The organism is Paenibacillus sp. CFBP13512 (genome assembly GCF_005233705.1).
In the GTDB taxonomy this organism is placed as follows: domain Bacteria; phylum Bacillota; class Bacilli; order Paenibacillales; family Paenibacillaceae; genus Saccharibacillus; species Saccharibacillus nuruki.
In genome coordinates this window covers 331,384-353,646 of sequence record NZ_QGAD01000005.1, presented here as the reverse complement: position 1 = coordinate 353,646, position 22,263 = coordinate 331,384, and the positions used below count along the sequence as shown (strand labels likewise).

At 41.3% G+C, this 22,263-nt stretch carries 19 protein-coding genes; 5 read left to right on the top strand and 14 right to left on the bottom strand.

The features are described from left to right. The 3 genes from PaeCFBP13512_RS10290 (at window position 1) to PaeCFBP13512_RS10280 (ending at window position 2,833) form a co-directional block, all read left to right on the top strand. On the top strand, window positions 1-804 hold the full coding sequence (locus PaeCFBP13512_RS10290) for an ABC transporter ATP-binding protein (RefSeq protein ID WP_137222872.1): 804 nt from the start codon (window positions 1-3) through the stop codon (window positions 802-804). Further along, entirely contained in the window at window positions 804-1,592 is a 789-nt protein-coding gene (locus PaeCFBP13512_RS10285) for an ABC transporter ATP-binding protein (RefSeq protein WP_137222871.1), read from the top strand. The genes PaeCFBP13512_RS10290 and PaeCFBP13512_RS10285 overlap by 1 nt, the downstream gene beginning before the upstream one ends. Before the next feature lie 260 nt (window positions 1,593-1,852). Continuing rightward, window positions 1,853-2,833 carry an LCP family protein gene (locus tag PaeCFBP13512_RS10280; protein WP_193555950.1) on the top strand — a complete coding sequence of 327 codons (981 nt, stop codon included), beginning with the start codon at window positions 1,853-1,855 and terminating at the stop codon, window positions 2,831-2,833. A gap of 79 nt (window positions 2,834-2,912) precedes the next feature. On the opposite strand, the gene PaeCFBP13512_RS10275 is transcribed toward PaeCFBP13512_RS10280, so the two are convergent. Beyond that, the gene (locus PaeCFBP13512_RS10275) at window positions 2,913-3,497 is read right to left on the bottom strand and encodes a TetR/AcrR family transcriptional regulator (RefSeq protein WP_137222869.1); all 585 of its coding nucleotides are present in this window, start codon (window positions 3,495-3,497) and stop codon (window positions 2,913-2,915) included. A 179-nt stretch (window positions 3,498-3,676) separates the two neighbouring features. Here PaeCFBP13512_RS10275 and PaeCFBP13512_RS10270 point away from each other — a divergent pair, with 179 nt between their 5' ends. Beyond that, window positions 3,677-4,879, top strand: a complete 1,203-nt coding sequence (locus PaeCFBP13512_RS10270; protein WP_137222868.1) for an MFS transporter — start codon at window positions 3,677-3,679, stop codon at window positions 4,877-4,879. Window positions 4,880-4,962: 83 nt separating this feature from the next. On the opposite strand, the gene PaeCFBP13512_RS10265 is transcribed toward PaeCFBP13512_RS10270, so the two are convergent. From PaeCFBP13512_RS10265 to PaeCFBP13512_RS10215, 11 genes are all read right to left on the bottom strand, one after another. Beyond that, window positions 4,963-5,718 carry an SDR family oxidoreductase gene (locus tag PaeCFBP13512_RS10265; RefSeq protein ID WP_137222867.1) on the bottom strand — a complete coding sequence of 252 codons (756 nt, stop codon included), beginning with the start codon at window positions 5,716-5,718 and terminating at the stop codon, window positions 4,963-4,965. Between the two features lie 377 nt (window positions 5,719-6,095). Continuing rightward, window positions 6,096-6,908, bottom strand: a complete 813-nt coding sequence (locus tag PaeCFBP13512_RS10260; RefSeq protein ID WP_137222866.1) for a LutC/YkgG family protein — start codon at window positions 6,906-6,908, stop codon at window positions 6,096-6,098. Then, the gene (locus PaeCFBP13512_RS10255; protein ID WP_137222865.1) at window positions 6,901-8,436 is read right to left on the bottom strand and encodes a LutB/LldF family L-lactate oxidation iron-sulfur protein; all 1,536 of its coding nucleotides are present in this window, start codon (window positions 8,434-8,436) and stop codon (window positions 6,901-6,903) included. Before PaeCFBP13512_RS10255 ends, PaeCFBP13512_RS10260 begins: the two co-directional genes overlap by 8 nt. Continuing rightward, window positions 8,433-9,161, bottom strand: a complete 729-nt coding sequence (locus PaeCFBP13512_RS10250) for a (Fe-S)-binding protein (protein ID WP_137222863.1) — start codon at window positions 9,159-9,161, stop codon at window positions 8,433-8,435. Before PaeCFBP13512_RS10250 ends, PaeCFBP13512_RS10255 begins: the two co-directional genes overlap by 4 nt. A gap of 137 nt (window positions 9,162-9,298) precedes the next feature. Then, window positions 9,299-10,057 (bottom strand): DeoR/GlpR family DNA-binding transcription regulator, encoded by a 759-nt coding sequence (locus tag PaeCFBP13512_RS10245; protein WP_069325919.1) that lies wholly within the window; start codon window positions 10,055-10,057, stop codon window positions 9,299-9,301. A gap of 20 nt (window positions 10,058-10,077) precedes the next feature. Beyond that, window positions 10,078-11,553, bottom strand: a complete 1,476-nt coding sequence (gene rhaB, locus PaeCFBP13512_RS10240; protein ID WP_137222861.1) for a rhamnulokinase — start codon at window positions 11,551-11,553, stop codon at window positions 10,078-10,080. Next, window positions 11,550-12,764 carry an L-rhamnose isomerase gene (gene rhaI / locus PaeCFBP13512_RS10235; RefSeq protein ID WP_137222859.1) on the bottom strand — a complete coding sequence of 405 codons (1,215 nt, stop codon included), beginning with the start codon at window positions 12,762-12,764 and terminating at the stop codon, window positions 11,550-11,552. The genes rhaB and rhaI overlap by 4 nt, the downstream gene beginning before the upstream one ends. 518 nt (window positions 12,765-13,282) lie before the next feature. Further along, window positions 13,283-15,352, bottom strand: a complete 2,070-nt coding sequence (locus PaeCFBP13512_RS10230) for a bifunctional aldolase/short-chain dehydrogenase (RefSeq protein ID WP_137222857.1) — start codon at window positions 15,350-15,352, stop codon at window positions 13,283-13,285. Between the two features lie 358 nt (window positions 15,353-15,710). Then, window positions 15,711-16,433, bottom strand: coding sequence for a ThuA domain-containing protein (locus PaeCFBP13512_RS10225; protein ID WP_137222855.1), 723 nt, complete (start codon window positions 16,431-16,433; stop codon window positions 15,711-15,713). Window positions 16,434-16,472: 39 nt separating this feature from the next. Beyond that, window positions 16,473-17,417 carry an oxidoreductase gene (locus PaeCFBP13512_RS10220; RefSeq protein ID WP_069325914.1) on the bottom strand — a complete coding sequence of 315 codons (945 nt, stop codon included), beginning with the start codon at window positions 17,415-17,417 and terminating at the stop codon, window positions 16,473-16,475. Between the two features lie 49 nt (window positions 17,418-17,466). After that, on the bottom strand, window positions 17,467-18,627 hold the full coding sequence (locus PaeCFBP13512_RS10215) for a Gfo/Idh/MocA family protein (RefSeq protein ID WP_137222852.1): 1,161 nt from the start codon (window positions 18,625-18,627) through the stop codon (window positions 17,467-17,469). A 182-nt stretch (window positions 18,628-18,809) separates the two neighbouring features. On the opposite strand from PaeCFBP13512_RS10215, the gene PaeCFBP13512_RS23380 reads away from it, so the two are divergent. Then, window positions 18,810-18,971: a hypothetical protein gene (locus PaeCFBP13512_RS23380; protein WP_175425104.1), complete on the top strand. Its 162-nt coding sequence runs from the start codon at window positions 18,810-18,812 to the stop codon at window positions 18,969-18,971. Between the two features lie 129 nt (window positions 18,972-19,100). On the opposite strand, the gene PaeCFBP13512_RS10210 is transcribed toward PaeCFBP13512_RS23380, so the two are convergent. Together PaeCFBP13512_RS10210 and PaeCFBP13512_RS10205 are read right to left on the bottom strand one after the other, a co-directional pair. Then, complete coding sequence (locus PaeCFBP13512_RS10210; RefSeq protein ID WP_069325912.1) at window positions 19,101-19,307, bottom strand: hypothetical protein; 207 nt, start codon at window positions 19,305-19,307, stop codon at window positions 19,101-19,103. A 217-nt stretch (window positions 19,308-19,524) separates the two neighbouring features. Further along, window positions 19,525-22,188, bottom strand: coding sequence for a cation-translocating P-type ATPase (locus tag PaeCFBP13512_RS10205; RefSeq protein ID WP_137222850.1), 2,664 nt, complete (start codon window positions 22,186-22,188; stop codon window positions 19,525-19,527). Between the last annotated feature and the right edge of the window lie 75 nt (window positions 22,189-22,263).

Below are 22,263 nucleotides of genomic sequence, written 5' to 3'. Positions count from 1 at the left end.
ATGTTATCTATACGTGGACTGACGGTTCATCATCAATTACAGACACTGGTTCATCCGCTAGATCTTCAGTTACATCGTGGAGAATGGTTAGCCCTTGCCGGTGAAAGTGGAAGTGGTAAAACATTGACCAGTCTAGCGATTGGTGGTTTACTTTCAGCCGATCTTCATGCTCACGGCAGTATTCAATTAGAAGGTAAAGAATTGCTTCATTTATCAGAACCTGAACTTCGGCATATTCGTGGGCGTGAGATTGCTTATGTATTTCAAGATTATCAGAGTGCGTTCACTCCTTTTATTACAATTGGTAAGCAAATGGACGAAATGATACGTGCTCATACATCGTTATCCCGTCAACAGCGCCAACATTCCTGTTTAGCGCATTTAGAGCAAGTTGAATTACCTGCAAAGCAAGTCTACAATAGCTATCCGTTTGAACTCAGTGGCGGGCAATTACAACGTGCTGCGATTGCTACAGCACTGTTGCTTTCTCCTAAAGTCTTAATTGCAGATGAACCGACAACAGCGCTAGATAGTCTAACATCGCGTTCTATTATTCAGTTAATTCAACGAATCCAGCAAGAAACAGGAATCGCTATTTTGTGGATTACGCATGATCTGCGTCAAGTCCAACGTACTGCCGATACATTACTTATTATGAAGTCCGGACAAGTCGTAGAATCTGGAAAAAGTCACAGCATCTTTTTCCATCCTACACATCCGTATACAGTTCAACTTTTATCTTCTATTCCCAAATTACCTTCTCGCTACCGATTAGAGTTACAAAATAAGCAGGTGAATACGTAATGACAACGACATTTACGCCTATTTTGAAAGCAGATCATCTTACTAAAATCTATAGCGATCGCCCTACTTCTGCATTATCTGATGTGTCTTTGACGATAGGTAAAGGAGAATGTGTCGGTATTGTCGGTGAAAGTGGTAGTGGCAAAAGCACACTGGCACGCTGTCTATTACGCTTAGAATCGTTAGATCAAGGTACGATTGAATTTAGGCAACAACCGTATCATTCGCTTAAAGGTCATTCTTTGCGTCAGGCAAGGCAACATATAGGAGCTGTATTTCAGCATCCTACAGCCGCACTTAATCCTAAGCTCACGATTATCGATTCATTAATGGAACCGTTAGATTTACAGCCATCACTACGTCCTTCTTTTATATCGCAACCGATTCGTAATCGAGAACAGATCGCTACACAGTTACTTGAATACGTTCAATTACCTGCCAAGTTGTTATCAGCCTATCCACATGAATTAAGTGGCGGGCAAAAACAGCGTATCACCATTGCCCGGGCAATCAGCACTGAACCTGATCTGATCATCTTAGATGAGCCAACAGCCAGTCTGGATGTGACGAGTCAAGCCGCTGTACTGAAATTACTGCAAGAACTTCAACAATCACTTCATTTATCGTATTTGTTTATTTCTCATGATCTAGCTGCGGTGTATCAAATGAGTGATCGTATTCTAGTGATGCGTCATGGACAGATTGTAGATCAATTTGCATCAAACGATCTGTATCATGAAGAACGCCATGAATATACAGCTTCGCTTTTAGATGTATTTTTGGCATAAAGAATACTATTGGCTTAGTTCACATCTTATATAGACCCTTTTGAGAGTAGATATCATTCTACTTTCAAAAGGTTTTTTTATATATTCATATTGTAATCATTATGTATATAAATAGTTCTTTTCGACTTATTTAATAATCATTAACCATCTATTTATAATGTTTATTATCTAAAATATTGACAAAATGTATATACATCCATATGATTTATAAAGACGTTTTAACTATATAGATAAGTGAGGTTGGTCATTTGTTAAAGAAGATATGGAAACAATGGAAATGGATCGTTAGCATTTGTCTTATCATAAGTATCAGTACAGTTGGATATTATACATATTCGATTTACCAATTTGCTCATACAATTTCAATCGCAGATGATACGTACCGCTCTCCTTCTATGGATCAAGATCAGGCTGCACCTGTATCTATTCCGAAATGGGATGGTAAAGAGCCTGTTCACATTTTACTAATGGGTACAGATACTCGGGATGCTGATAGTAATGGACGTTCCGATTCTATGATGGTGGCTACGATCGATCCGGTCACCAAAAAAGCCTATTTGATGTCTATTTTACGAGATACGTATGTGGATATTCCGGGTCATGGAAGCAGTCGGTTGAATGCGGCTTATTCGTACGGGGGTGTCGAGCTGGCTAAAGAAACAGTCAGTGGTCTGCTCGGAATTCCGATTGATTACTATGTCACGATTGATTTTGAAGGATTTAAGACATTGGTGGATACGATCGGTGGTGTCGAGATCGATGTGGAAAAAGATATGGATTATACCGATGGTGGCGATCAGCACCGCTATGATATTCATTTAACCAAAGGTTTACAACATTTAGATGGAACTCATGCTCTTCAGTATGTCCGTTTCCGTCATGATGCTACATCCGACTTCACGCGTACAGAGCGACAACGTAAGTTTTTGACTGCTCTTGCAGCAGAACTGCAAAGCTCTACGTCTATCGTCAAATTACCAAGTATTTTGAGTTCGATTGCGCCTTATCTACATACCAATCTGTCTCTCAACGATATGATCAAATTATCTTCACTTGGCTTAGATATTAATCTGGATAAAACCGAAAAATTACAGATTCCACCGAATCATCTACTGCAAGAAATCAAAGTCAAAGGAGCTTCGGTGATCGGTGTTGATCCACAAAAGTTACATGAGTATGTGCAAAAGCAACTCTCTTCTAGCAACGATGATTCCAGTTCAGATACAACCGATAATAAGTAAACACAACAATTAGCGTCTGTGCCAGTGACTTGGTATGGACGCTTTTGATTTGTATTTCGCATATCTCATTTATATAAAATTAATCCTCTAACAAAGACAAAATGCCTGTAATCGAATGTTCGATAAACGAACGTTCTGGTCGTGACTTCAACATCACTGTAAGCCCTATTAACGATACGATTAGCGTCTGTGCCAGTGACTTGGTATGGACGCTTTTTGGTAATTGCCCTGCTTGCACTCCCTGTTCCAAACGCTCTTGAAAAATGACTGTCAAATACATCTGATGTTCTCGCGTCAAAATTTCAATCTTTTCATCATGAGTCGCTAGTTCAACCATCGTATTGATACAAAAACATCCTCTACTTGTTTTCCCTTCATACCCTTCTCTAGCAATCTGTTCAAAAAAAGCACGAAATGCTTCTTGTACTGATACATGATCATGTAATTGCTGACGAACTGATACTGCATGCCATTGATTATATTTGCGCAAAGAAGCTTCAAATAACTCTCGCTTATCGCCAAACGTAGCATACAGACTAGGACGCTGAATCCCCATTCCTGTGGTGAGATCTGTCAAAGACGTCGCTTCGAATCCATTTTCCCAAAATAATTGCATCGCTGCATCTAAAGCTTGCTCTTCATTAAATTCACGCTTCCGTACCATGATTGCATATCCCACCTTTCTGTACCAATCAGTATATTATCATTCTATAGATGATCGATTTTATTGTCAAAGTGAATTTATTTATATTGACAATTGATTTGTAAAGGGGTTATATTGCTTGCGAATCATTTTGTACCAATCGGTATAATTAAAATATATTATAAAAGGATGATCTATCGATGAAGAAAACATTAGTACATACTTCATTTTCTCGTTCTATGGCTTTCTTATTTGCAGTTGCTTGTGGGTTGGCTGTCGCTAACATTTATTATGCGCAACCCTTGTTAGATGCGTTAGCTTCAGAATTTGGCATTACTCATTCATTGATCGGCGTTGTAATTACAGTTACTCAAATCTGTTATGCACTAGGATTGTTTTTACTTGTTCCTTTGGGGGATCTGATTCAGCGCAGACGTCTGATTATTATTCAAATGGGGTTATCTGTGATTGCGCTTGTCATCGTAGGATTTGCGCCAACAATCTATATTCTTTTTGTAGGCTTAGCTATTGTTGGATTGCTTGCTGTGGTCACACAGACACTGGTTGCTTATGCTTCTTCACTTGCTAAGCCTACAGAACGTGGACAGATTGTAGGTATCGTGACTAGCGGGGTAGTGATTGGAATTTTATTTGCACGTTCACTTGCAGGTTTTCTAACCGATTTGGCGGGTTGGAGATCTGTTTATCTGGTATCTGCTTGTTTGATGACTTTGATTACATGTGTCTTGTTCAAAATATTGCCAAGTGATCAGCAAGTTAAATCATCACTCTCGTACACTCAACTTCTTCGCTCTATGCTAGATTTATATATTCAACAACCGATATTACGTATTCGAGGCATACTAGCGATGTTGATCTTTATCGTTTTTAGTATATTGTGGACTTCGATAGTATTGCCCTTAAGTGAACCTCCATTCTCGCTCAGTCATACAGCGATCGGAGCATTTGGATTAGCAGGAATTGCAGGTACGCTTGGAGCTGTTCGAGCAGGCAAATTAGCGGATCAAGGCAAAGCTCAATGGACTACAGGCATCGCCCTTATATTGCTACTACTCTCATGGGTGCCATTATCGTATATAGGATCATCACTATACTGGTTGATTGTCGGGATTGTGTTACTCGATCTCGCTGTACAAGCTGTCCATGTGACAAACCAGAGTATGATTTTCACCATTTTGCCTGAAGCACGTGGTCGATTAACCGCAAGTTATATGATCTTCTATTCAATCGGTAGTGCCATTGGTTCTATGTCTTCCACGATGATGTACAGTTATGCAGGTTGGAGTGGAGTATGTTATCTAGGTGCTGGTGTAAGTCTGCTTGCTTTGGTGTTCTGGTTGGTTACGCTCAAAAACCCAGCTCATTCACAGTCGCCAAGTTGACCTGTGGTGAGCTAGGTTTCTATTTTTTTGATTCATCATTTATAGACATATAGCAATATTATAGAGAGAGGATAGACTGTTGATTACAAAATCTGTGGTGATGACTGACTGTTCATCTTCTGAAATATTTCGTCTAATTCTGCTCGTGAAGCGAGGCGTGATTTCTCAGAACTACCATAGCCTACTTCGACTTCGCCTGCTTCAATTCGTTGCATGATGCTATCTGCAAATTCATCTACCGGTACGCCCCAGTCATGTAGCCCTACACCACCTAGATCGGTATTAACACCTGGCGGGATAATCTCTACGACATCGATCGGTGAGCCTACTAATTGTTGGCGCAACGATAATGTAAATGAATGTAGCCCTGCTTTGGTCGCGCAGTAGATCGGTGCAGATGCTTTGGGTGAGAAAGAAAGCCCTGAAGTGACATTAATAATAGCCGCATGACTTTGTTGACGAAGATGAGGTAGAAATAAAGTCGTCAAATGAATCGGCGCATCTAGATTAATGGCTAATTCTTGACGATGAGCCGCCCAGCTAATTTGGTTGTCGTGAACCGAGAAATTGCGCTGTATACCTGCATTATTCATAATCATATTTAGCTTGGGAAATTCAGTCAACACACGATCTGCTAATCCCACACGATGAGCTTCTTCAGCTACATCGGTAACGATCGTATGTAATGCTGGATATTGTTTCTGCACATCATCCAACCAATCTTGACGTCTTCCACAGATAATAACCGTATTACCCAGCGCCATAAATCGTTTTGCAAAAGCTAAACCAATTCCTGATGCTCCACCTGTAATTAATATTGTATTTCCTGACATTTTCATCGTATAACCCTCCATCTATTGTAAAAATAGGACTTCTATTCATATACCCATTTTTATACAAACGATAGCTTAAATAGGGTAAACCGATTTAAAGATAATTTATTATTAGAGTAAATCCATACTCTATGAAACATGTATAGTTTACAATTTATTTTGAGAGTTATATGTTAAACTCCATTCATCAAGAGCTGTAAATCATAGAACAACAACGTTCATCTCAACGTAAAAAGTGGGAAATAACGTTAATGATTATATTGTTTATTTTAATTGTATGGGTACTTATGGGAATATATCAGTTTGCTGTTGCAAAATCATATAAAAAGCTGATCACAGTCTATAGTGATCAGCTTTTTATATGAGATATATAATTATGGCTATCACCCGATCAACAATGTATATACAATCCCGGGACCATGCACGCCGATTGTTAATTCATTTTCAATATCAGAAGAACGACTAGGCCCTGAGATAAAATGAATACCCGCAGGTAGATTCTCTCTGCCTTTACTATCCCATGGAATCAGTAGTTCGCCTAAGCGTGTCTGCAAGCGCTCGATTGGGAGTAACACGATACAAACGGTCGGTAATAGACTCACCGATCTACCTTGTGATGCAGAAGACGTTACCATAACTGTACCTGTATATGCAGCGGCTCCATCAGCCAAGACAATTCCGATATCCGCTTCGGCGGCTCTTGCTTTCCATGCTTCTTCTGTATGGCTATTCCACGCTGATATTTGTACATGGGGTAGGCGCACTTCCAAAGTTAATGCTTCTGTCTCCGGTAATTGTTGGCGGACGATATACTGTGCATTCAACAGACGGCTTTGTTCAGCAATAAATGCACCTGCTTCTTCCAACGTCTGCATCCGTAATACATTACCACCCACTTCGGTAAAATGCTTTGTGAATTTTTCGATCTTTTCAGCTTCATTCCAATTGAAATCTTGCCAGATCTCTGGTGCCCCGCGAAAAGGATGTTTCGGTGCTTCTTGGATTCGTGGGCGTTGTAGACGATCTGCAATATGGTTCATAAATGTCTGCTGTTTGGCTTTGGACTTCTGCTCTAATTCATCAAGCCAATCTGCTTGCGATGAATCATGTTGTTCATGATCTGGCGTAAGATGAGAACTTTCAGGATTGGGTACCACAGGTGGCTTAGCAGAAAAAGGTTGATTGGTGTTACTCATGTGATTCTCCTCCTGTTCTGCTTGTGGACTTGTTATGTTGGCGATCTGCAAGTACTTGTTCCATTCGCTGACGTACCGCAGGGTCTATCGTTTTCGGTTGAGCCGCAGTCTCCGCAGATAGTTCTTTCCATTGATCACGGAAAGAATGACTTGCTAACGTTGGAGCTACACGGTAGGTGTTCCATCCTTTAAGTGGCCCTAGTTTGAGATGAATACCACTGTTATGCACAAATGGTTTTTGGGCAATTTTCCCCAAACGCATAGCTAGTGCAAATTGCTTCGAATTAGCCATTAATGTGGCAAACCCTTTCATACCGAGTGCTTCAAGTTTGTCGCCATGACCTCGCTCGACCTTGCGCCTGCGTAGAGAAACAAGCATATCATGGAGCGGAATTTTGACCGGACAAGCTTCATAACAGGCTCCACATAGACTGGATGCACTGGCGATATCATCCCATTCGGCTACATTTTTATTCAGCGCTGGTGTTAACACAGCCCCGATCGGTCCACTATACGTTCCACCATACGAATGACCCCCAATCTGACGATAGACCGGACAGACATTCAGGCATGCCCCACAACGGATACAATTGAGTAGTTCTTGAAATTCAGGATCACCCAACTGTTGTGAGCGACCATTATCCACAATAATAATATGCATTTCTTCTGGGCCATCAGCATCTACGGTACGCTTGGGTCCAGTAATGCCAGACATGTACATGGTTAAGCGTTGTCCCGTAGCCGACCGTGGCAGAAGGGTCGCCATCACTTCAAGGTCAGCCCATGAAGGAACGATACGTTCCATCCCCATCAATGTGATCTGTGTCTTAGGAACTGTAGTTACCATACGGGCATTACCTTCATTTTCAAATAACACCATCGAACCCGTCTCTGCGATCGCAAAGTTACATCCGGTCATCCCGATATCGGCTTCCAGAAATTTTTGCCGTAATTTGCGCCGTACATAACCTGCCAGAATCGTCGTATCCGGTTCTAACGTTTCCCCTGCATCTTCGGATAAAAGCTCAGCAATCTGGTAACGATTTTTGTGTATAGCTGGAATTACAATATGAGAAGGGCCTTCGCCGGCTAATTGGATAATATACTCACCCAGATCGCTCTCAATCGCTTCAATACCAGATAATTCAAGCGCTTGATTAATATGCACTTCTTCTGACACCATAGATTTAGATTTGATAACAGACTGTGCTTCTTTCTGTCTGGCGATCGTCATAACGATATCTGTCGCTTCTACTGCATTATCCGCAAAATGAACATGGACTCCATTACTACGAGCATTTTCTACAAATAGATTGAGATAATAATCGAGATGAGCAATTGTATGCAAACGAATCTGACGACCCCGTTCACGCCATTCTTCCCAGTTCCCATGTTCGGTAGAAGCTACTTTTTTACCACTTCGTAGACGATCGGTTGTAAAACGCACTGCATTTCGCAGAAAATCATCATTTAGCGCAATATCTGCACGTTCTTTGACCGTACCACGGGTAGAAGATGCTGGATTCATCGTACACTCACCCCTTCATATAGAAGTTCAGCTAGATGCATAACCCGTACTTGTTCACCACGATGTCTAAGATTGCCTGCAATATTCATCAGACATGCCATATCCAGACCGACCAATACCTCAGCTTCTGTCTCCTTGATATGATCGACTTTTTCAGTGACCATCGCACCTGATATATCTGCCATCTTCACAGCGAATGTACCGCCAAAGCCACAGCAATCTTCAGCAAAAGGTAGCGGTACCAGTTCTAATCCTTGTACATGATTTAACAAGGCGATCGGTTCATCTTTGATTCCAAGCAGACGACTACCATGACAGGATGGGTGATATGTGACTTTATAAGGAAATGCTGCTCCGATATCGGTAATTCCCAATACTTTGACCAGAAATTGCGTAAATTCATACGTCTTACTTTCCAATTCGTGAGCTAGCGCTAAATATTCCGGTTCATCTTTAAATAATTCAGGATAATGATGAATCATATAGGTGCAAGAACCGGACGGAGATACAACAAAGTCGCTAGATTGAAACGCTCTCAAAATCGTCCGTGCGGCTGTTCTTGTCTCATCCCAATACCCACTATTGTAAGAAGGTTGACCGCAACAGGTCTGCACGGGTGGGAAATCAAGCTGTATACTATGTGCAGCTAATAGACGTACCATCGCTTCACCGACTTTGGGATAGATAGCATCACTCAGACAAGTAATAAATAACGATACTTTCACTCTGCACACCTCTTCCCTCTATACATAAGATGACAGCCATATCTTCTACGACTGCCATCTTTTATTTGCATATTCATAAGCGTATATCATTGTGTCATTAGCTTCTTGTTGCATCATTGTTATTGACAAGGATACATTTAGACAACCGTCACTTGAATCGATTGTTCTTGATATTGCGCTATACTTTCAGGAGATAGACGGCGATCGGTAATAAGTTCATGAACTTCACTCAAGTCCATCACATGGGTAAATGCTTGAACACCGAATTTACTTGCATCTGCTAGCAAAATTACTTTATCCGCCATACCGACCATTTTTTGCTTCACTCGTCCTTGCATCTCGTTCGATTCACTAACGCCTCGTTCGGCATGGATTCCTTTGCACGACAGAAATACTTTATCTACATAATACGTATCTAGTGAACGCTCGGCTAAGGGCCCGACAAAGGATAGCGAGCGTGATAATAACAATCCACCTGTAGAAATCACATCAATCTTTTCTTTATTGCTAAGTTGTGTTGCTACACGAATCGAATTGGTTAGTACAGTCAATGGAATATCAGGTAAACTTTCCGCCATATACCATGCGGTTGTACTTGCATCCAGTATAATTCGATCTTGCGGCTCAATCAGCTTAATCGCTTCGCGAGCAATCCGCCGTTTCTCTTCTGCATACGTAATTTCACGTTCAGAAAAAGGAGTCTCCGGTTGCTCGTCTTTGACACTGACTGCACCACCATGAGAGCGACGCAGTAATCCTTGACGTTCTAAGCGATCCAGATCACGCCGGATCGTCTCTTCGGTCACCTGACACTGTTCACTCAGTTCCGTTACACGCATACTTCCTTTTTCATTGACCAGTCTTACAATCATGTCGTATCGTTCTGCCACCAACATATCAGCCACACTCCGTATCGTTATTGGGTAGACACTGTGATCAATCGCAGAAATTGCCCGTAAGCTTCTTCCCAAGCTTGTACCTGCTCCGGTTCATAGATTTCGATAGGAAAAGAATCCCGGATTACGGTTCTTGCTTCCTGCATGTCTTTGAATGTCCCCTGTGCTATCCATTGTACCGCTAAATTGCCAATTGCGCTTCCCTCAGCAGGGCCTGCCCACACCGGACGACCGATCGCATTTGCTGACCACTGACACAGAAGTTTATTTTGAATACCGCCACCCACCATATGCAATCCTTCAAATGTTTGGTCAGATAACTGTTCGGTCAGTTCTAGCACATAACGATATTTCAGAGCCAGACTTTCAAAAATACAACGCGTAAGCGCTCCATACGTATCAGGTGGCTGTTGTCCAGTCTGCCGGCAATATTGACGAATCCGAGAACGCATATCTCCTGCATGAAGAAACAATACATCATCTGGATCAATCAGAGCCGCAAAAGCAGGAGCTTGCTGTGCATGATGAATCCATTGTTCAAATGAATAGTGATGCCCTTCCCGCTCAGCTTCACGCTTCAGTTCTTGAAAAATCCATAGTCCCATAATATTTTTCAACAAACGATACGTGCCATAAGCTCCGCCTTCGTTGGTAAAGTTCCATTTCATTGCTTGCTCATGAATAATCGGTTGCTTCACTTCTGTTCCCATCAGCGACCATGTTCCACAGCTTAAATAGGCAAAAGAACCTGACAAAGCGGGTACAGCTACCACAGCAGAAGCGGTATCATGTTCTGCTACAGCTGTGACTGGAATCGCTGGAATCCCTAGATCAACCATTAATGAAGAACGTATACGCCCTGCTGATGATCCAGGTTGAACTGGTTTGTGGAACCATGAAGCTGGAATACCGATACTGGATAATAACTTGCGATCCCAATCTCCTTGTATCACATTAAAGAGCTGTGTGGTCGTCGCATTCGTAAATTCATTAATCATTTCACCCGTCATAAAATAACGCAATAGATCAGGAATCATCAAAAAGCGCTCGGCTTCGCTCAGTAACGGTGAATCACTTTGGCGTAATGCAGCTAATTGATAAATCGTATTAAACGAAAGAAACTGAATACCTGTCGCTTCAAAAATAGCACGTTTCGATAAGTGATCTTGCACTTTCTCCATCACTCCATGGGTATGCCAATCGCGATAATGGTATGGATTCCCCAGCAGTTCACCATGTCGTCCAATCAATCCATAATCGACTGCCCATGAATCAATACCGATACTCTCTGGCAACATATGCTCTTGCTTGGCAATGATCAGTCCTTGCTGAATTTCATGATAAAGGCGCAAAATATCCCAATGTAAACGGTCGCCTACTTTGACTGGCTGATTGGTAAAGCGATGAATCTCTCGAGTCACGATCCGGTTATCGGTCAGCCTACCTATAATCGCTCGTCCACTGCCTGCTCCTAGATCGTAAGCAAGGATACTCACCAGCTTGCACCACCTTTGCCTCTCGCTAGAATCGAAGAACCATAATTATCAGCTAGATATGCTTTCATCGGATCAATTGGTACACCTATTTCTTCACGAATCGAATGTAACAATGGAGTCACATCAAATTCAAAAGCTTTACGCACCGCATCTTCTGCTCCTAATACATCACCTTTGCGCTGTGCTTCGGCTACTTCTTGGTGGTCAATCAATAACGCTTTGGCATATTGCGTCTGCACATTCATCACTGAGCGAATCATCGCCGGAATTTTGGATTCGATATTGTGAGATTGATCGATCATATAGAGCATTTTATTCACGGTATCTACCAATAGTTGTTCCTGACTATCCAGTGCATCCAAAATCTGATAAAAGATTAAAAATAACTCATACGGATTCATAGTACCGACAACTAGATCATCATCTGCATACTTATAACTGTTAAAATGGAACCCGCCCAAACGACCTTCATCAATCAAATACGAAACAATATGCTCCACATTGGCCCCCGGTAAATGATGACCCGTATCAACCAGTACTTGTGCTTGCTCGCCTAACTTGAGCGACAAATTATACGCCATCCCCCAATCCGCTATATCCGTATGGTAGAAAGCAGGTTCAAAACATTTATATTCAATCAACATCCGCATATCTGGATCAAGGATTTTATACATTTCTTGCAATCCTTCAAGCATCCAGTGTTTACGCTGACGAATACTGCCTTGACCGGGATAATTGGTCCCATCGGCAAACCAAAGGCTGAAATCTTTAGATTTGGTTTCTTTCGCGATATCTACACATTCTTTCAAGTGAGCAATCGCTTTATTCCGAATCGCTGAATCTGCATGAGTGACGCTACCCAGCATATAATCTTCATCTTGGAAAAGGTTGGGATTGATCGCTCCGATTGTCAGTCCTAAACTTTCTGCATGGCTACGTAATTGACTATAGTCATCTACTTGATCCCACGGAATATGGATAGCTACGGATTGGCAAGCCCCTGTTACTTTGTGTACTTGGGCGGCATCTTCTAATTTCTCAAATGGGGTACGTGGCACCCCGACTTTTTGAAATACTTTAAAGCGAGTTCCTGAATCGCCATATCCCCATGATGGAGTTTCGATTTGTAGCGCTTTCAATCTTGAACGGACAGTGTTCAGGTCGATTCCTCGGGACTGTTGTTGTTCTTCAAATAAGGCATAGGCATTCATTTTGTGGGCTCCTTTGGCAATTTTATGGATAGGTATCTGGGTGGGAGAACGCTATGGGAATATTATTGTTCTTGTCGTCGCTGTTGAAGTCATATCCCTTTGATTTCCGCTTTGCGGTAGGGATATGACTTCAAAGGCGATCGTTTCACTCTTTCAGAACAATAATATTCCCTTCGCTCAGAGGGGAGAGATACCTATGAAGTAAAGATTTTAAAGATTGATTGGTGTGTAGCTAATGTTACTTTATTGGGAGATCATTTAGAGTTACTTAGGGTGCTTTGTTGAGATAGAGTTTTAATTTTATTTTTAGAAATGCTTATTAGGTATTGCGTATAGATTTGAATAGTTTGCCATTATTGTTGTGGGATATATAAAAGTATACATTCGTATAGTTTTATATATTTATTTCCATATTATACCTATTATTGAATGATAAGAATGAGTTTATTTATTGTTACGATTTTAAAAGTATGATTTTGATTTTTATAATTAATTGGGTTGCCTCTTAACTGCACAGCTTAACGGGTGAATGCGGCTGGGACACCGCCGTCGATGGTTAGCATACAGCCTGTTGTTTTTTCGGCTTTGGATGAAGCGAAAAAGGCGATGCCTTCAGCGATATCTTTTGGATAAATATTGACCAGTAATGTAGTGCGTTTGCGGTAGTGTTCTTCTAATTGATCGGGTTCAATCCCGTAAGCGGCGGCACGTTCGTTACGCCAGTTAGAATTCCAGATCGCTGATCCTTGTAAAATGGCATCAGGTAAGATAGTATTGACACGGATGCCGTGTTCGCCACCTTCTGCTGCGATACAACGAGCAAGATGAGCTTCTAGTGCTTTGGCAGAACTATAGGCGGTTACACTTTTGCCTGCATAGATTGAATTTTTGGAGCCGATAAATATCATACTGCCGCCTAGTGCCTGTTCTTTCATCGCTTTAAAAGCTTCACGAGCGACCAAGAAGTAGCCTGTACCCAGAACATTCATATTCAGATTCCACTCTTTGAGTGTGGTATCTTCAAATTTACTAGAAGTGGCAAGACCTGCATTGTTTACAATAATATCGATTCCACCATAATGAATAGCTGTCTCTGCATATGCTTGAGCGACTTGTTCTTCACTGGTGACATCCATCTGGACAGCCAGTGCACGATGAGGGCCGTATTGAGCATTAATCTCATCTGCTACTTTTTGTGCACCTTCCAGATTCAAGTCTGCTAGCACTACATGAGCACCTTCACTTACCAGTCGACGAGCCGTTTCGCTTCCGATTCCTCCTGCTCCACCTGTAATGAGAGCAATTTGGCGTGAAAATTCCGTTTCGGCAGGTGCAAGCGATAATTTATATAATTCTAACGGCCAGTACTCTACATTATATGATTCTGATTCGCTCAGGGACACAAATTGTCCAAGTGAAGTCGCTCCACGCATCACAGCAATCGCACGATGATATAATGCTCCACTGACTAAAGACATCGCATGGCTTTTGCCTGTATTGATCATACCGATTCCCGGAATTAAGATGACTCGTGGTGCGGCTTCGAACATCACATCGCCTTCATGTGCATTTTGTTCAAAGTAATCTTGATATTTCTGTTTATAATTGGTAATGCCTTGAATGACTGCTTGTTTGAGTCCTTCATGATCTTCAGCACTTGGTTGCCAGTCAATAAATAAGGGTGTCATTTTGGTATGTACAAGGTGATCTGGACAAGCCGCGCCTACTTGGGATAATCGACTTGCATCGTTCGCATTTACAAAAGAAAGTACATCTTCAGCATCGTCAAATGTTAAAATCATCCGCTTGCTGTCACTTACTGCTCCACGTACTGCTGGCATAATGTGAGCAACCAGTTCACGGCGTTGGTTAGCTTCTAGAGATTGAACTTTCTCGCCACCGAATAACGGTTGTTTTGAAGCTTTTTGTTCGATATAGGTTGCAGCTTTATTAATCATTTCAATCGTTTTGGCATAACATTCTTCCTGTGTAGCTCCCCATGTGACTAGACCATGCTTCTCCATCAAGACCAATTCAGCATTGGGATGATCCAGTACGCCTTGAGCGATCATTTTGGACAATGTGAATCCCGGGCGAATATAGGGAACCCAGACAAAGGTATCTCCGAAAATCTCTTGAGCTATTTCTTTGCCGTTATCTGCGCAACACAGACCGATAATCGAATCAGGATGGGTATGATCGACATGTTGGAACGGTAAAAATGCGTGCAATAATGTCTCAATCGATGGACGAGGTGCTTTGGCATCGATCATACAATTGGCGAGATAAGCCACCATCTGATCATCAGGCATTTCTTCTTTTTCAAATAATGGACGAATATCATCAAGTCGTAATCCTGTAAAATGTTTGGCTTCCATCGACGCTAGATCAGAACCACTGCCTTTGACATACATCACTTCAATCTCACGACCTCGAAAATCTGTTGTGATTTCTTTGCTAGATGTATTACCTCCACCCCAGTTACATACACGGCGATCTGAACCAATAAGATTAGAACGATATACCAGTTGATCTACACCTTCTGTAATCTTTGCAACCTGTCCTGTGTTCCACTGATTCGGTATCATGATATTCCTCCATTAATGAATAAGTTTGGATAGATATTTGGATATGTTTGTTTTGCTTTGATAGGAGTATATCATCTTTGAATACGTTTGAAAAGTTTATAAACAAAAATAAACGGGTTACATTTTAAAAATGTTAACGCTTACTCAAAATTTTACGGAAAATAATATAATCTTATAAAGATTATTAACTACTTAATTGACATATAAAAAGCCATTGTATTTGCTTCAGTCTATTTCTCTTAGAATAAACAGAGTCATATGCTGATAAAGCATTTTGTACAATGGCTTAGTATGGTGATATTGATTTTGGAAGTTCCTTTTTATAAATAGATAGTACGCTTTCGCAGAATAACAACTTTTACTGACTATCTGCCATACCTGAATAGACTTGACCTGTAGCTTGCGCTTCTGCCCGTGCTCTCGTCTTACCATCGGCTGCCCATAATAATCCACGACGCATCATTTCTTTGACAGGTGGCATATCTACGATATCGGCATGATGACCTAGCGAGTTGTAATACACTCTGCCTGTACCCCATCGCTTTGTCCAAGCGACAGGCATCTGTACTTGACCATTAAGACGATGTGGACCATCTACGATTGGAAAAGTTGTCGTCGCCAGCACTTCTATAGCAGGATCAATATGAAGATAATACTGTTCTGATTTCACTTGAAAATCAGCTATTCCTTCAACAAGCGGACTGGAGATTGGCTTGATATTGACGGTATACTCTACTCCATCATTTCCGGGATGTGCTACCCACTGTCCTCCTGTCATGAACTGCCAATCGACATTTTTACGAAAAGCATCACACATGCCTCCATGACAACCCGCTAGTCCTGTACCTTGTTGCACCGCCGCAGAGACATGATCTACTAATTGTTGTTCAATGTCATCCATCGTCCATACAGGTACGATCAGATCAAGCCCAAGTAATTTATCGGCATCTCTAAAAGCTTCTAGATCATTCGCTAGTTCTACCTCAAAAGAAGCTTCTTCCAGTATATCTGCAAATATGCGAGAGACTTGTTCAGGCTCATGCCCATCCCAGCCACCCCATACGATCAATGCTTTTCTCATCTTTAACACTCCTTAGAATTCTAATGGATGGTGCAAAAATTATGAAAATGATGCAAATTCAGGTTGCTTCCATTCGTAGTGAACACCGGTCAATGATTCAGACAGCGTCCATAATTGCTTAGAAAGATCGGCTTGATATAGCTTATCAATATGATCATCTGACTTGGGATATCCTTTGCGTCCACCTTTACCATCTGGCCCTATATATTCTCCGCCATGTACTGCTGGAGAAGTCGCCGCATATAAGGTAGGCAAAGCACCCATTAATGCAGGTTGTCCGAAAGAACGAGATAACAATCCAAATATGCCACTCACAGGCTTGCCTGAACCACGTGAAGCCAAGTTGGTATGTGTAAACCCTGGATGACAAGCCACACTGATCACATCCGCTTGATGCTGTGCTAGACGTAACTGTAATTCACGAGCAAATAGCATATTAGCAAGCTTACTTTGACTATAAAATTTAAATGCTCGATATCCTTTGCTGCCATCCAGATTATCGAAATCGATCTTACCTGCATACGCCGCAATACTACTCAATGTTACGATTCGAGCCGAAGGCGTAGCAAGCAGATGAGGTAATAGTAAACCTGTCAATGCGAAGTGCCCTAAATGATTACTACCGAATTGTAACTCAAATCCATCTTGAGTGCGGCTATAAGGAGGCATCATCACACCTGCATTATTAATTAAAATCGATAATTGATGATGCTTCTGTCTGAACTCTTCAGCAAAATTACGAATACTGGCTAATTCACTCAGATCCAGACGCATTAATTGTAATTTGGCGGTAGGATGAACATTCTGAATATTTTGAAGGGCTTGTTGACCTTTTTCATAATTGCGTACAGCCATAATAATCTCTGCTCCGCGGCCAGCCAGTATACGAGTCGCTTCGTATCCTATACCACTATTGGCGCCTGTAATAACGATCGTTTTGCCTTGCATATCAGGTACTTGTGATTCATCCCAGTGAGTTGTCATCGAATGTCCCTCCTTTTTATCGCTAATGGTCTTGCCCATTGCTGTAGTTCTACATATCAGCGATATTGATCCAACGACGCTCTTCAATCGAACGTTCGACTGCTTCTAATACTGCCTGACACTTCACTCCGTCTTCAAAGTTAGGCGAAGCTTGCCGTTCTTCAGTGATAGCATTAACCAGCTCTAACATTTCATGAATAAACGTATGTTCAAATCCAATCGTATGTCCCGGTGGCCACCATGCATCCATATAATCATGAACATCATCTGTTGCTAATACCCGGCGGAATCCCTGTGTATCTGCTTCGTCTGATGTAAAGTAGACTTCTAATTCATTCATTCGTTCAAAATCAAACTTTACACTACCCAGACTGCCATTAATTTCAAATGAATTGGTCGAACGATGCCCTGCTGCAAATCGAGTGGCTTCAAAACTGCCTAAAGCTCCATTTACAAATCGACTCATAAATAATGTCGCATCATCGACCGTTACATCACCTTGTGGACCATTTTGATTTCCTTTAGCACTTAAGCCTGTCATTTCGGTGGCTAGGGGACGCTTTTTGATAAATGTCTCACTCATTCCGATCACTTCTTCCATATCCCCTACAAGATAATGCGCAAGGTCTATTAAGTGAGCGCCAAGATCACCATGAGAACCAGAACCGGCAATTTCTTTTTGCAGACGCCAGACTAATGGGAAATGAGGATCAAGCAACCAGTCTTGAAGAAACCATGCGCGAAAATGCCGAATTTCTCCCAACCGCCCGCTATCAATTAACTTCTTCGCTAATCGTACCGCAGGTGAAAAACGATAATTAAACCCAATCATATGCACAATTCCTGCTTGATTTGCGGCTTCTAACATTTCGCGTGAATCAGCAAGTGATAAAGCTAACGGTTTCTCACAAAAGAGATGTTTACCCGCTTGTACGGCTGCTAACGCAATTTCTTTGTGCATATTACTCGGTGCATTAATATCAATCAGATCAATATCAGGACGAGCGATCAAATCTTGCCAATCTGTTACATATTCTGCCCAACCGAATTGCGCTGCGGCTTGTTCCACTTGCTTGGAATCACGACCACAGATAACAGACATGTGAGGCTTTGCTGCTTTTGGAAAAAACATCGGTAGACTGCGATATGCATTGCTATGCGCCTTCCCCATAAATTTATACCCAATCATGCCAATATGTATATCTTTCATCTGATCTCCTCCTTAGAAATATAACGCTTTCATAAAAAAGAATATCAATCCATCACTTGATTTTATTATGGCAGAATCAATAGTCGATCACAATCAAATCCAAAACAATGTTTGTCCAAAGCGAGAACGGGTATATATAGAAAGGAACACTATACTGATTTCAATACGAGGAGGAGTTAATCATGACAGAAGAAAACAAACAACCCGAAACTCATTCAGAAGATACACTGATGGAGAAAAAGAGAAAAGAGGATGGCTCCAATATCGAGACACAAGCCGATGAATGGACAGCCAAACCTTCTCCAAAAGCAGCTGGAGATGACGATAAATCTGATAAAGAGTAATCTTTTTCAGACATCCTTTTAATCTATACAGCATCATTTAGCAATTGTTGATATATTCTATTGTTAAAACATACAGCCTGTAATCAAGCATTTATCTGCTCTGATAACAGGCTGTTTTTTTGTCGGTCATTATCGCTCGTCTTCTTTAAAGAAATCAAACTTAATAAATTTATCGAAAATAGTGTAAATAACAACTGCTCCTAATGGAATCATCGAATAATACCACATTGGATGATGTGCAACTTGACCTTCTGGTGCTCGAACTAAAAGTTCAAACATCACCAAGCAATACATCACGGCTATGAGCCTACCTGTTATATTTTTACCTTTTAACATAAGTAGTGTTCACCTCCAGTACTTATAATGCGCTTTTTTATTTATTCCTTTTTATCTCAAAAATGGATTTTATATTACCATCTTCATTTTACCATAGCTGTACAGGACAAATAAACCTTATCCCCTATCTTAATCAATGAAAAAGAAGGTGAGACGTATTATACGCTTCACCTTCTTCTTGGTTCTAACACTATCTATCATGCTTCTTCTATCGATCTCAAGCATTGTTCAATTGTTGCTTCATTGTCACTCTAGTACATATCCATTTAGCCACTTCCATCAACAATACTGCTCCTAACGCAAGCCCTGTAGCTACAGCCCATTGCTGTACACCAAACTCTACAGGAATAGAGAAAATATCGCGTACCCCTGGAAGTAATGTGACTCCATATAGACACAGACATAGGGCTACTGCACCCAATACATATTTGTTGCTAAACAATCCTACTCCAAATGCGGTCTGTACATTGGAACGAGCAGCAAAAGTCTGGAATGTTCTTGCTAGAATCAATGTTGTAAATGCCATCGCAACACTCATTTCTGGTGAGTGTTGTAAGCCAATATACTGTGACAAAATCACTGCAATACCGATCAGCACACCACGTGTAATCACAGCCTGCATCGTTCCACCTGCAAAAATACCTTCATTTATATCTCTTGGCTTCCGGCTCATCACATCAGGTTCTGCTTTTTCCATGCCTAATGCAATCGCAGGTAGAGAATCATTCGCTAAATTGATAAACAGTAATTGAATCGCTGTAAAAGGATTGATCCAATCCATAATCAAAGCGAACAAAATCGCTATAATCGCACCCAAGTTGCCTGCAAATAAATAGGCAATCGCTTTTTTGATATTATCGAATACTGTTCTACCTACACCTACTGCATTGACAATAGATACAAAGTTATCATCGGTCAGGATCATCGCTGCTGAATCTTTAGCTACATCTGTTCCGCTACCCATAGCGACACCAATATCGGCTTGCTTGAGTGCCGGTGCATCATTGACACCGTCTCCAGTCATAGCTGTAATCTTACCTTTTTTCTGCCACGCACGAACGATTCTGATTTTGTTTTCAGGAGATACACGTGCATAGACAGCAATTTTCTCCAATTGATGGTCGAGTTCCTGCTCAGACATTTGATCCAGTTCTTGACCAGTAACCGCAATATCTTGATCATCCATTAGACCGATATCTTTACCTATCGCTTGCGCTGTAGTTTTGTGATCCCCTGTAATCATTACTGTGCGGATACCTGCTTTTTTGGATTCTGCAATCGAACCAGCCACTTCTTCACGCGGTGGATCGATCATAGCGCTTAGCCCAACAAGAATAAGCTCCTGCTCATCCTCTATACCGACTTGAGTCTGATCATTAGGAATAATTTTGTATCCATACGCTAACACTCGCAAAGCACGATTTGAAAAGTCTTCGTTAGCAGTCTGCATACGCTCACGAATCTCGTCTGTCAGTGGAACGACTTTATCACCTACAAATACTTGTGTACAGCGACCGATTAACACATCCGGCCCACCTTTAGTCAGCATTGCCTTTTGATCATCAAACATATGGATTGTAGACATCAGTTTGCGATCGGAATCAAATGGGAGCTCACCTTGACGCGGAAATTCTTCACGAATTTCGTTGTAGTTTTTATTCTTTTTGTTACTAAAAGCGATCAAAGCGACTTCTGTAGGATCACCTAACTCTTTACCCTCATCATTGATATTCGAGTCATTACATAATACAGCGATATGCAGTAATCGGCGTTCGCCTTCCGACCATTGCTGAGGATCATCCGGGAAATCATCGGTACTTCCATCTGGTAGAAAGTAATCAACTACCGTCATTTTATTTTGTGTTAAGGTACCTGTTTTGTCGGTACAGATAACACTGGTAGAACCAAGTGATTCAACCGCAGGTAATTTGCGAATAATAGCATGTTGTTTTGCCATTTTATTGGTTCCAACAGATAACACGATCGTAACAATAGACGATAAAGCTTCTGGAATAGCTGCTACTGCTACCGCCACAGCAAACATTAATGCATTCAAGATAGCTGCTGTCATATCGACTACTTCATTTGAAAACCAGATCCGACCTGCTTCTACGCCAAAAATAACGATACATAGCAGTAAAATAAATATACCTAATTTTTTACTAAAGCTTTCAAGCTTACGTTGTAGTGGTGTCTGCTTGGCTTCTGCACTTTCGATCAATCCAGCAATTTTACCTATTTCGGTATTTAATGCTGTTCCTGTAATCACAACTGTGCCCCGTCCATACACGACCAGTGAACCGCTAAACACCATATTGCGGCGATCTCCAATAGGCGCTTCCTCATGAATAAGATCAATATGCTTATCTACAGCTTCGGATTCTCCAGTAAGCATCCCTTCATCGACTTTGAGACTACCTGATTCTAGTAAGCGTCCATCCGCAGGTACATAATCTCCTGCTTCGAGAAGTACAATATCTCCACTGACCAATTCTCTAGCTTCGATACTTTGCTTTTTTCCATCCCGAATCACTTTAGCTTCAGGCGCAGACATTTGCCTCAGTGCATCAATCGAACTTTCTGCTTTGCGTGTCTGTACAACACTGATAATCGCATTCAGTATTAACACAAAGAAAATAATAATCGATTCTACCCATTGCCCTAATATAAGTTGCACAGTTACAGCTGCTAATAATACGATAACCATGGGATCTTTGAAATTTTCTAAAAACAGCTTCCATGTTGATGTTTTTTTTTTACCTTTGAGTTCATTGTATCCTTGCGTCTCAATACGCTGCTTCGCTTCTTGATTCGATAATCCTTGTGTCGAACTTTCCACTTCCTCAAGTACTTGATCAACTTCCTGACGATAATATTCCATTCCAACACTCCTTTATCTGTGATTACAGTCTGCTCTCTATTATGCCAATGTTGATATGTATCTTTTTAAATAACA

Excerpts from the sequence above, each read along its gene's own strand:
- PaeCFBP13512_RS10290 (WP_137222872.1), top strand. The coding sequence starts at position 1 with ATGTTATCTATACGTGGACTGACGGTTCATCATCAATTACAGACACTG.
- PaeCFBP13512_RS10285 (WP_137222871.1), top strand. The coding sequence starts at position 804 with ATGACAACGACATTTACGCCTATTTTGAAAGCAGATCATCTTACTAAA.
- PaeCFBP13512_RS10275 (WP_137222869.1), bottom strand. The coding sequence starts at position 3,497 with ATGGTACGGAAGCGTGAATTTAATGAAGAGCAAGCTTTAGATGCAGCG.
- PaeCFBP13512_RS10270 (WP_137222868.1), top strand. The coding sequence starts at position 3,677 with ATGAAGAAAACATTAGTACATACTTCATTTTCTCGTTCTATGGCTTTC.
- PaeCFBP13512_RS10265 (WP_137222867.1), bottom strand. The coding sequence starts at position 5,718 with ATGAAAATGTCAGGAAATACAATATTAATTACAGGTGGAGCATCAGGA.
- PaeCFBP13512_RS10260 (WP_137222866.1), bottom strand. The coding sequence starts at position 6,908 with ATGAGTAACACCAATCAACCTTTTTCTGCTAAGCCACCTGTGGTACCC.
- PaeCFBP13512_RS10255 (WP_137222865.1), bottom strand. The coding sequence starts at position 8,436 with ATGAATCCAGCATCTTCTACCCGTGGTACGGTCAAAGAACGTGCAGAT.
- PaeCFBP13512_RS10245 (WP_069325919.1), bottom strand. The coding sequence starts at position 10,057 with ATGTTGGTGGCAGAACGATACGACATGATTGTAAGACTGGTCAATGAA.
- rhaI (WP_137222859.1), bottom strand. The coding sequence starts at position 12,764 with ATGAATGCCTATGCCTTATTTGAAGAACAACAACAGTCCCGAGGAATC.
- PaeCFBP13512_RS10230 (WP_137222857.1), bottom strand. The coding sequence starts at position 15,352 with ATGATACCGAATCAGTGGAACACAGGACAGGTTGCAAAGATTACAGAA.
- PaeCFBP13512_RS10225 (WP_137222855.1), bottom strand. The coding sequence starts at position 16,433 with ATGAGAAAAGCATTGATCGTATGGGGTGGCTGGGATGGGCATGAGCCT.
- PaeCFBP13512_RS10220 (WP_069325914.1), bottom strand. The coding sequence starts at position 17,417 with ATGACAACTCACTGGGATGAATCACAAGTACCTGATATGCAAGGCAAA.
- PaeCFBP13512_RS10215 (WP_137222852.1), bottom strand. The coding sequence starts at position 18,627 with ATGAAAGATATACATATTGGCATGATTGGGTATAAATTTATGGGGAAG.
- PaeCFBP13512_RS23380 (WP_175425104.1), top strand. The coding sequence starts at position 18,810 with ATGACAGAAGAAAACAAACAACCCGAAACTCATTCAGAAGATACACTG.
- PaeCFBP13512_RS10210 (WP_069325912.1), bottom strand. The coding sequence starts at position 19,307 with ATGTTAAAAGGTAAAAATATAACAGGTAGGCTCATAGCCGTGATGTAT.
- PaeCFBP13512_RS10205 (WP_137222850.1), bottom strand. The coding sequence starts at position 22,188 with ATGGAATATTATCGTCAGGAAGTTGATCAAGTACTTGAGGAAGTGGAA.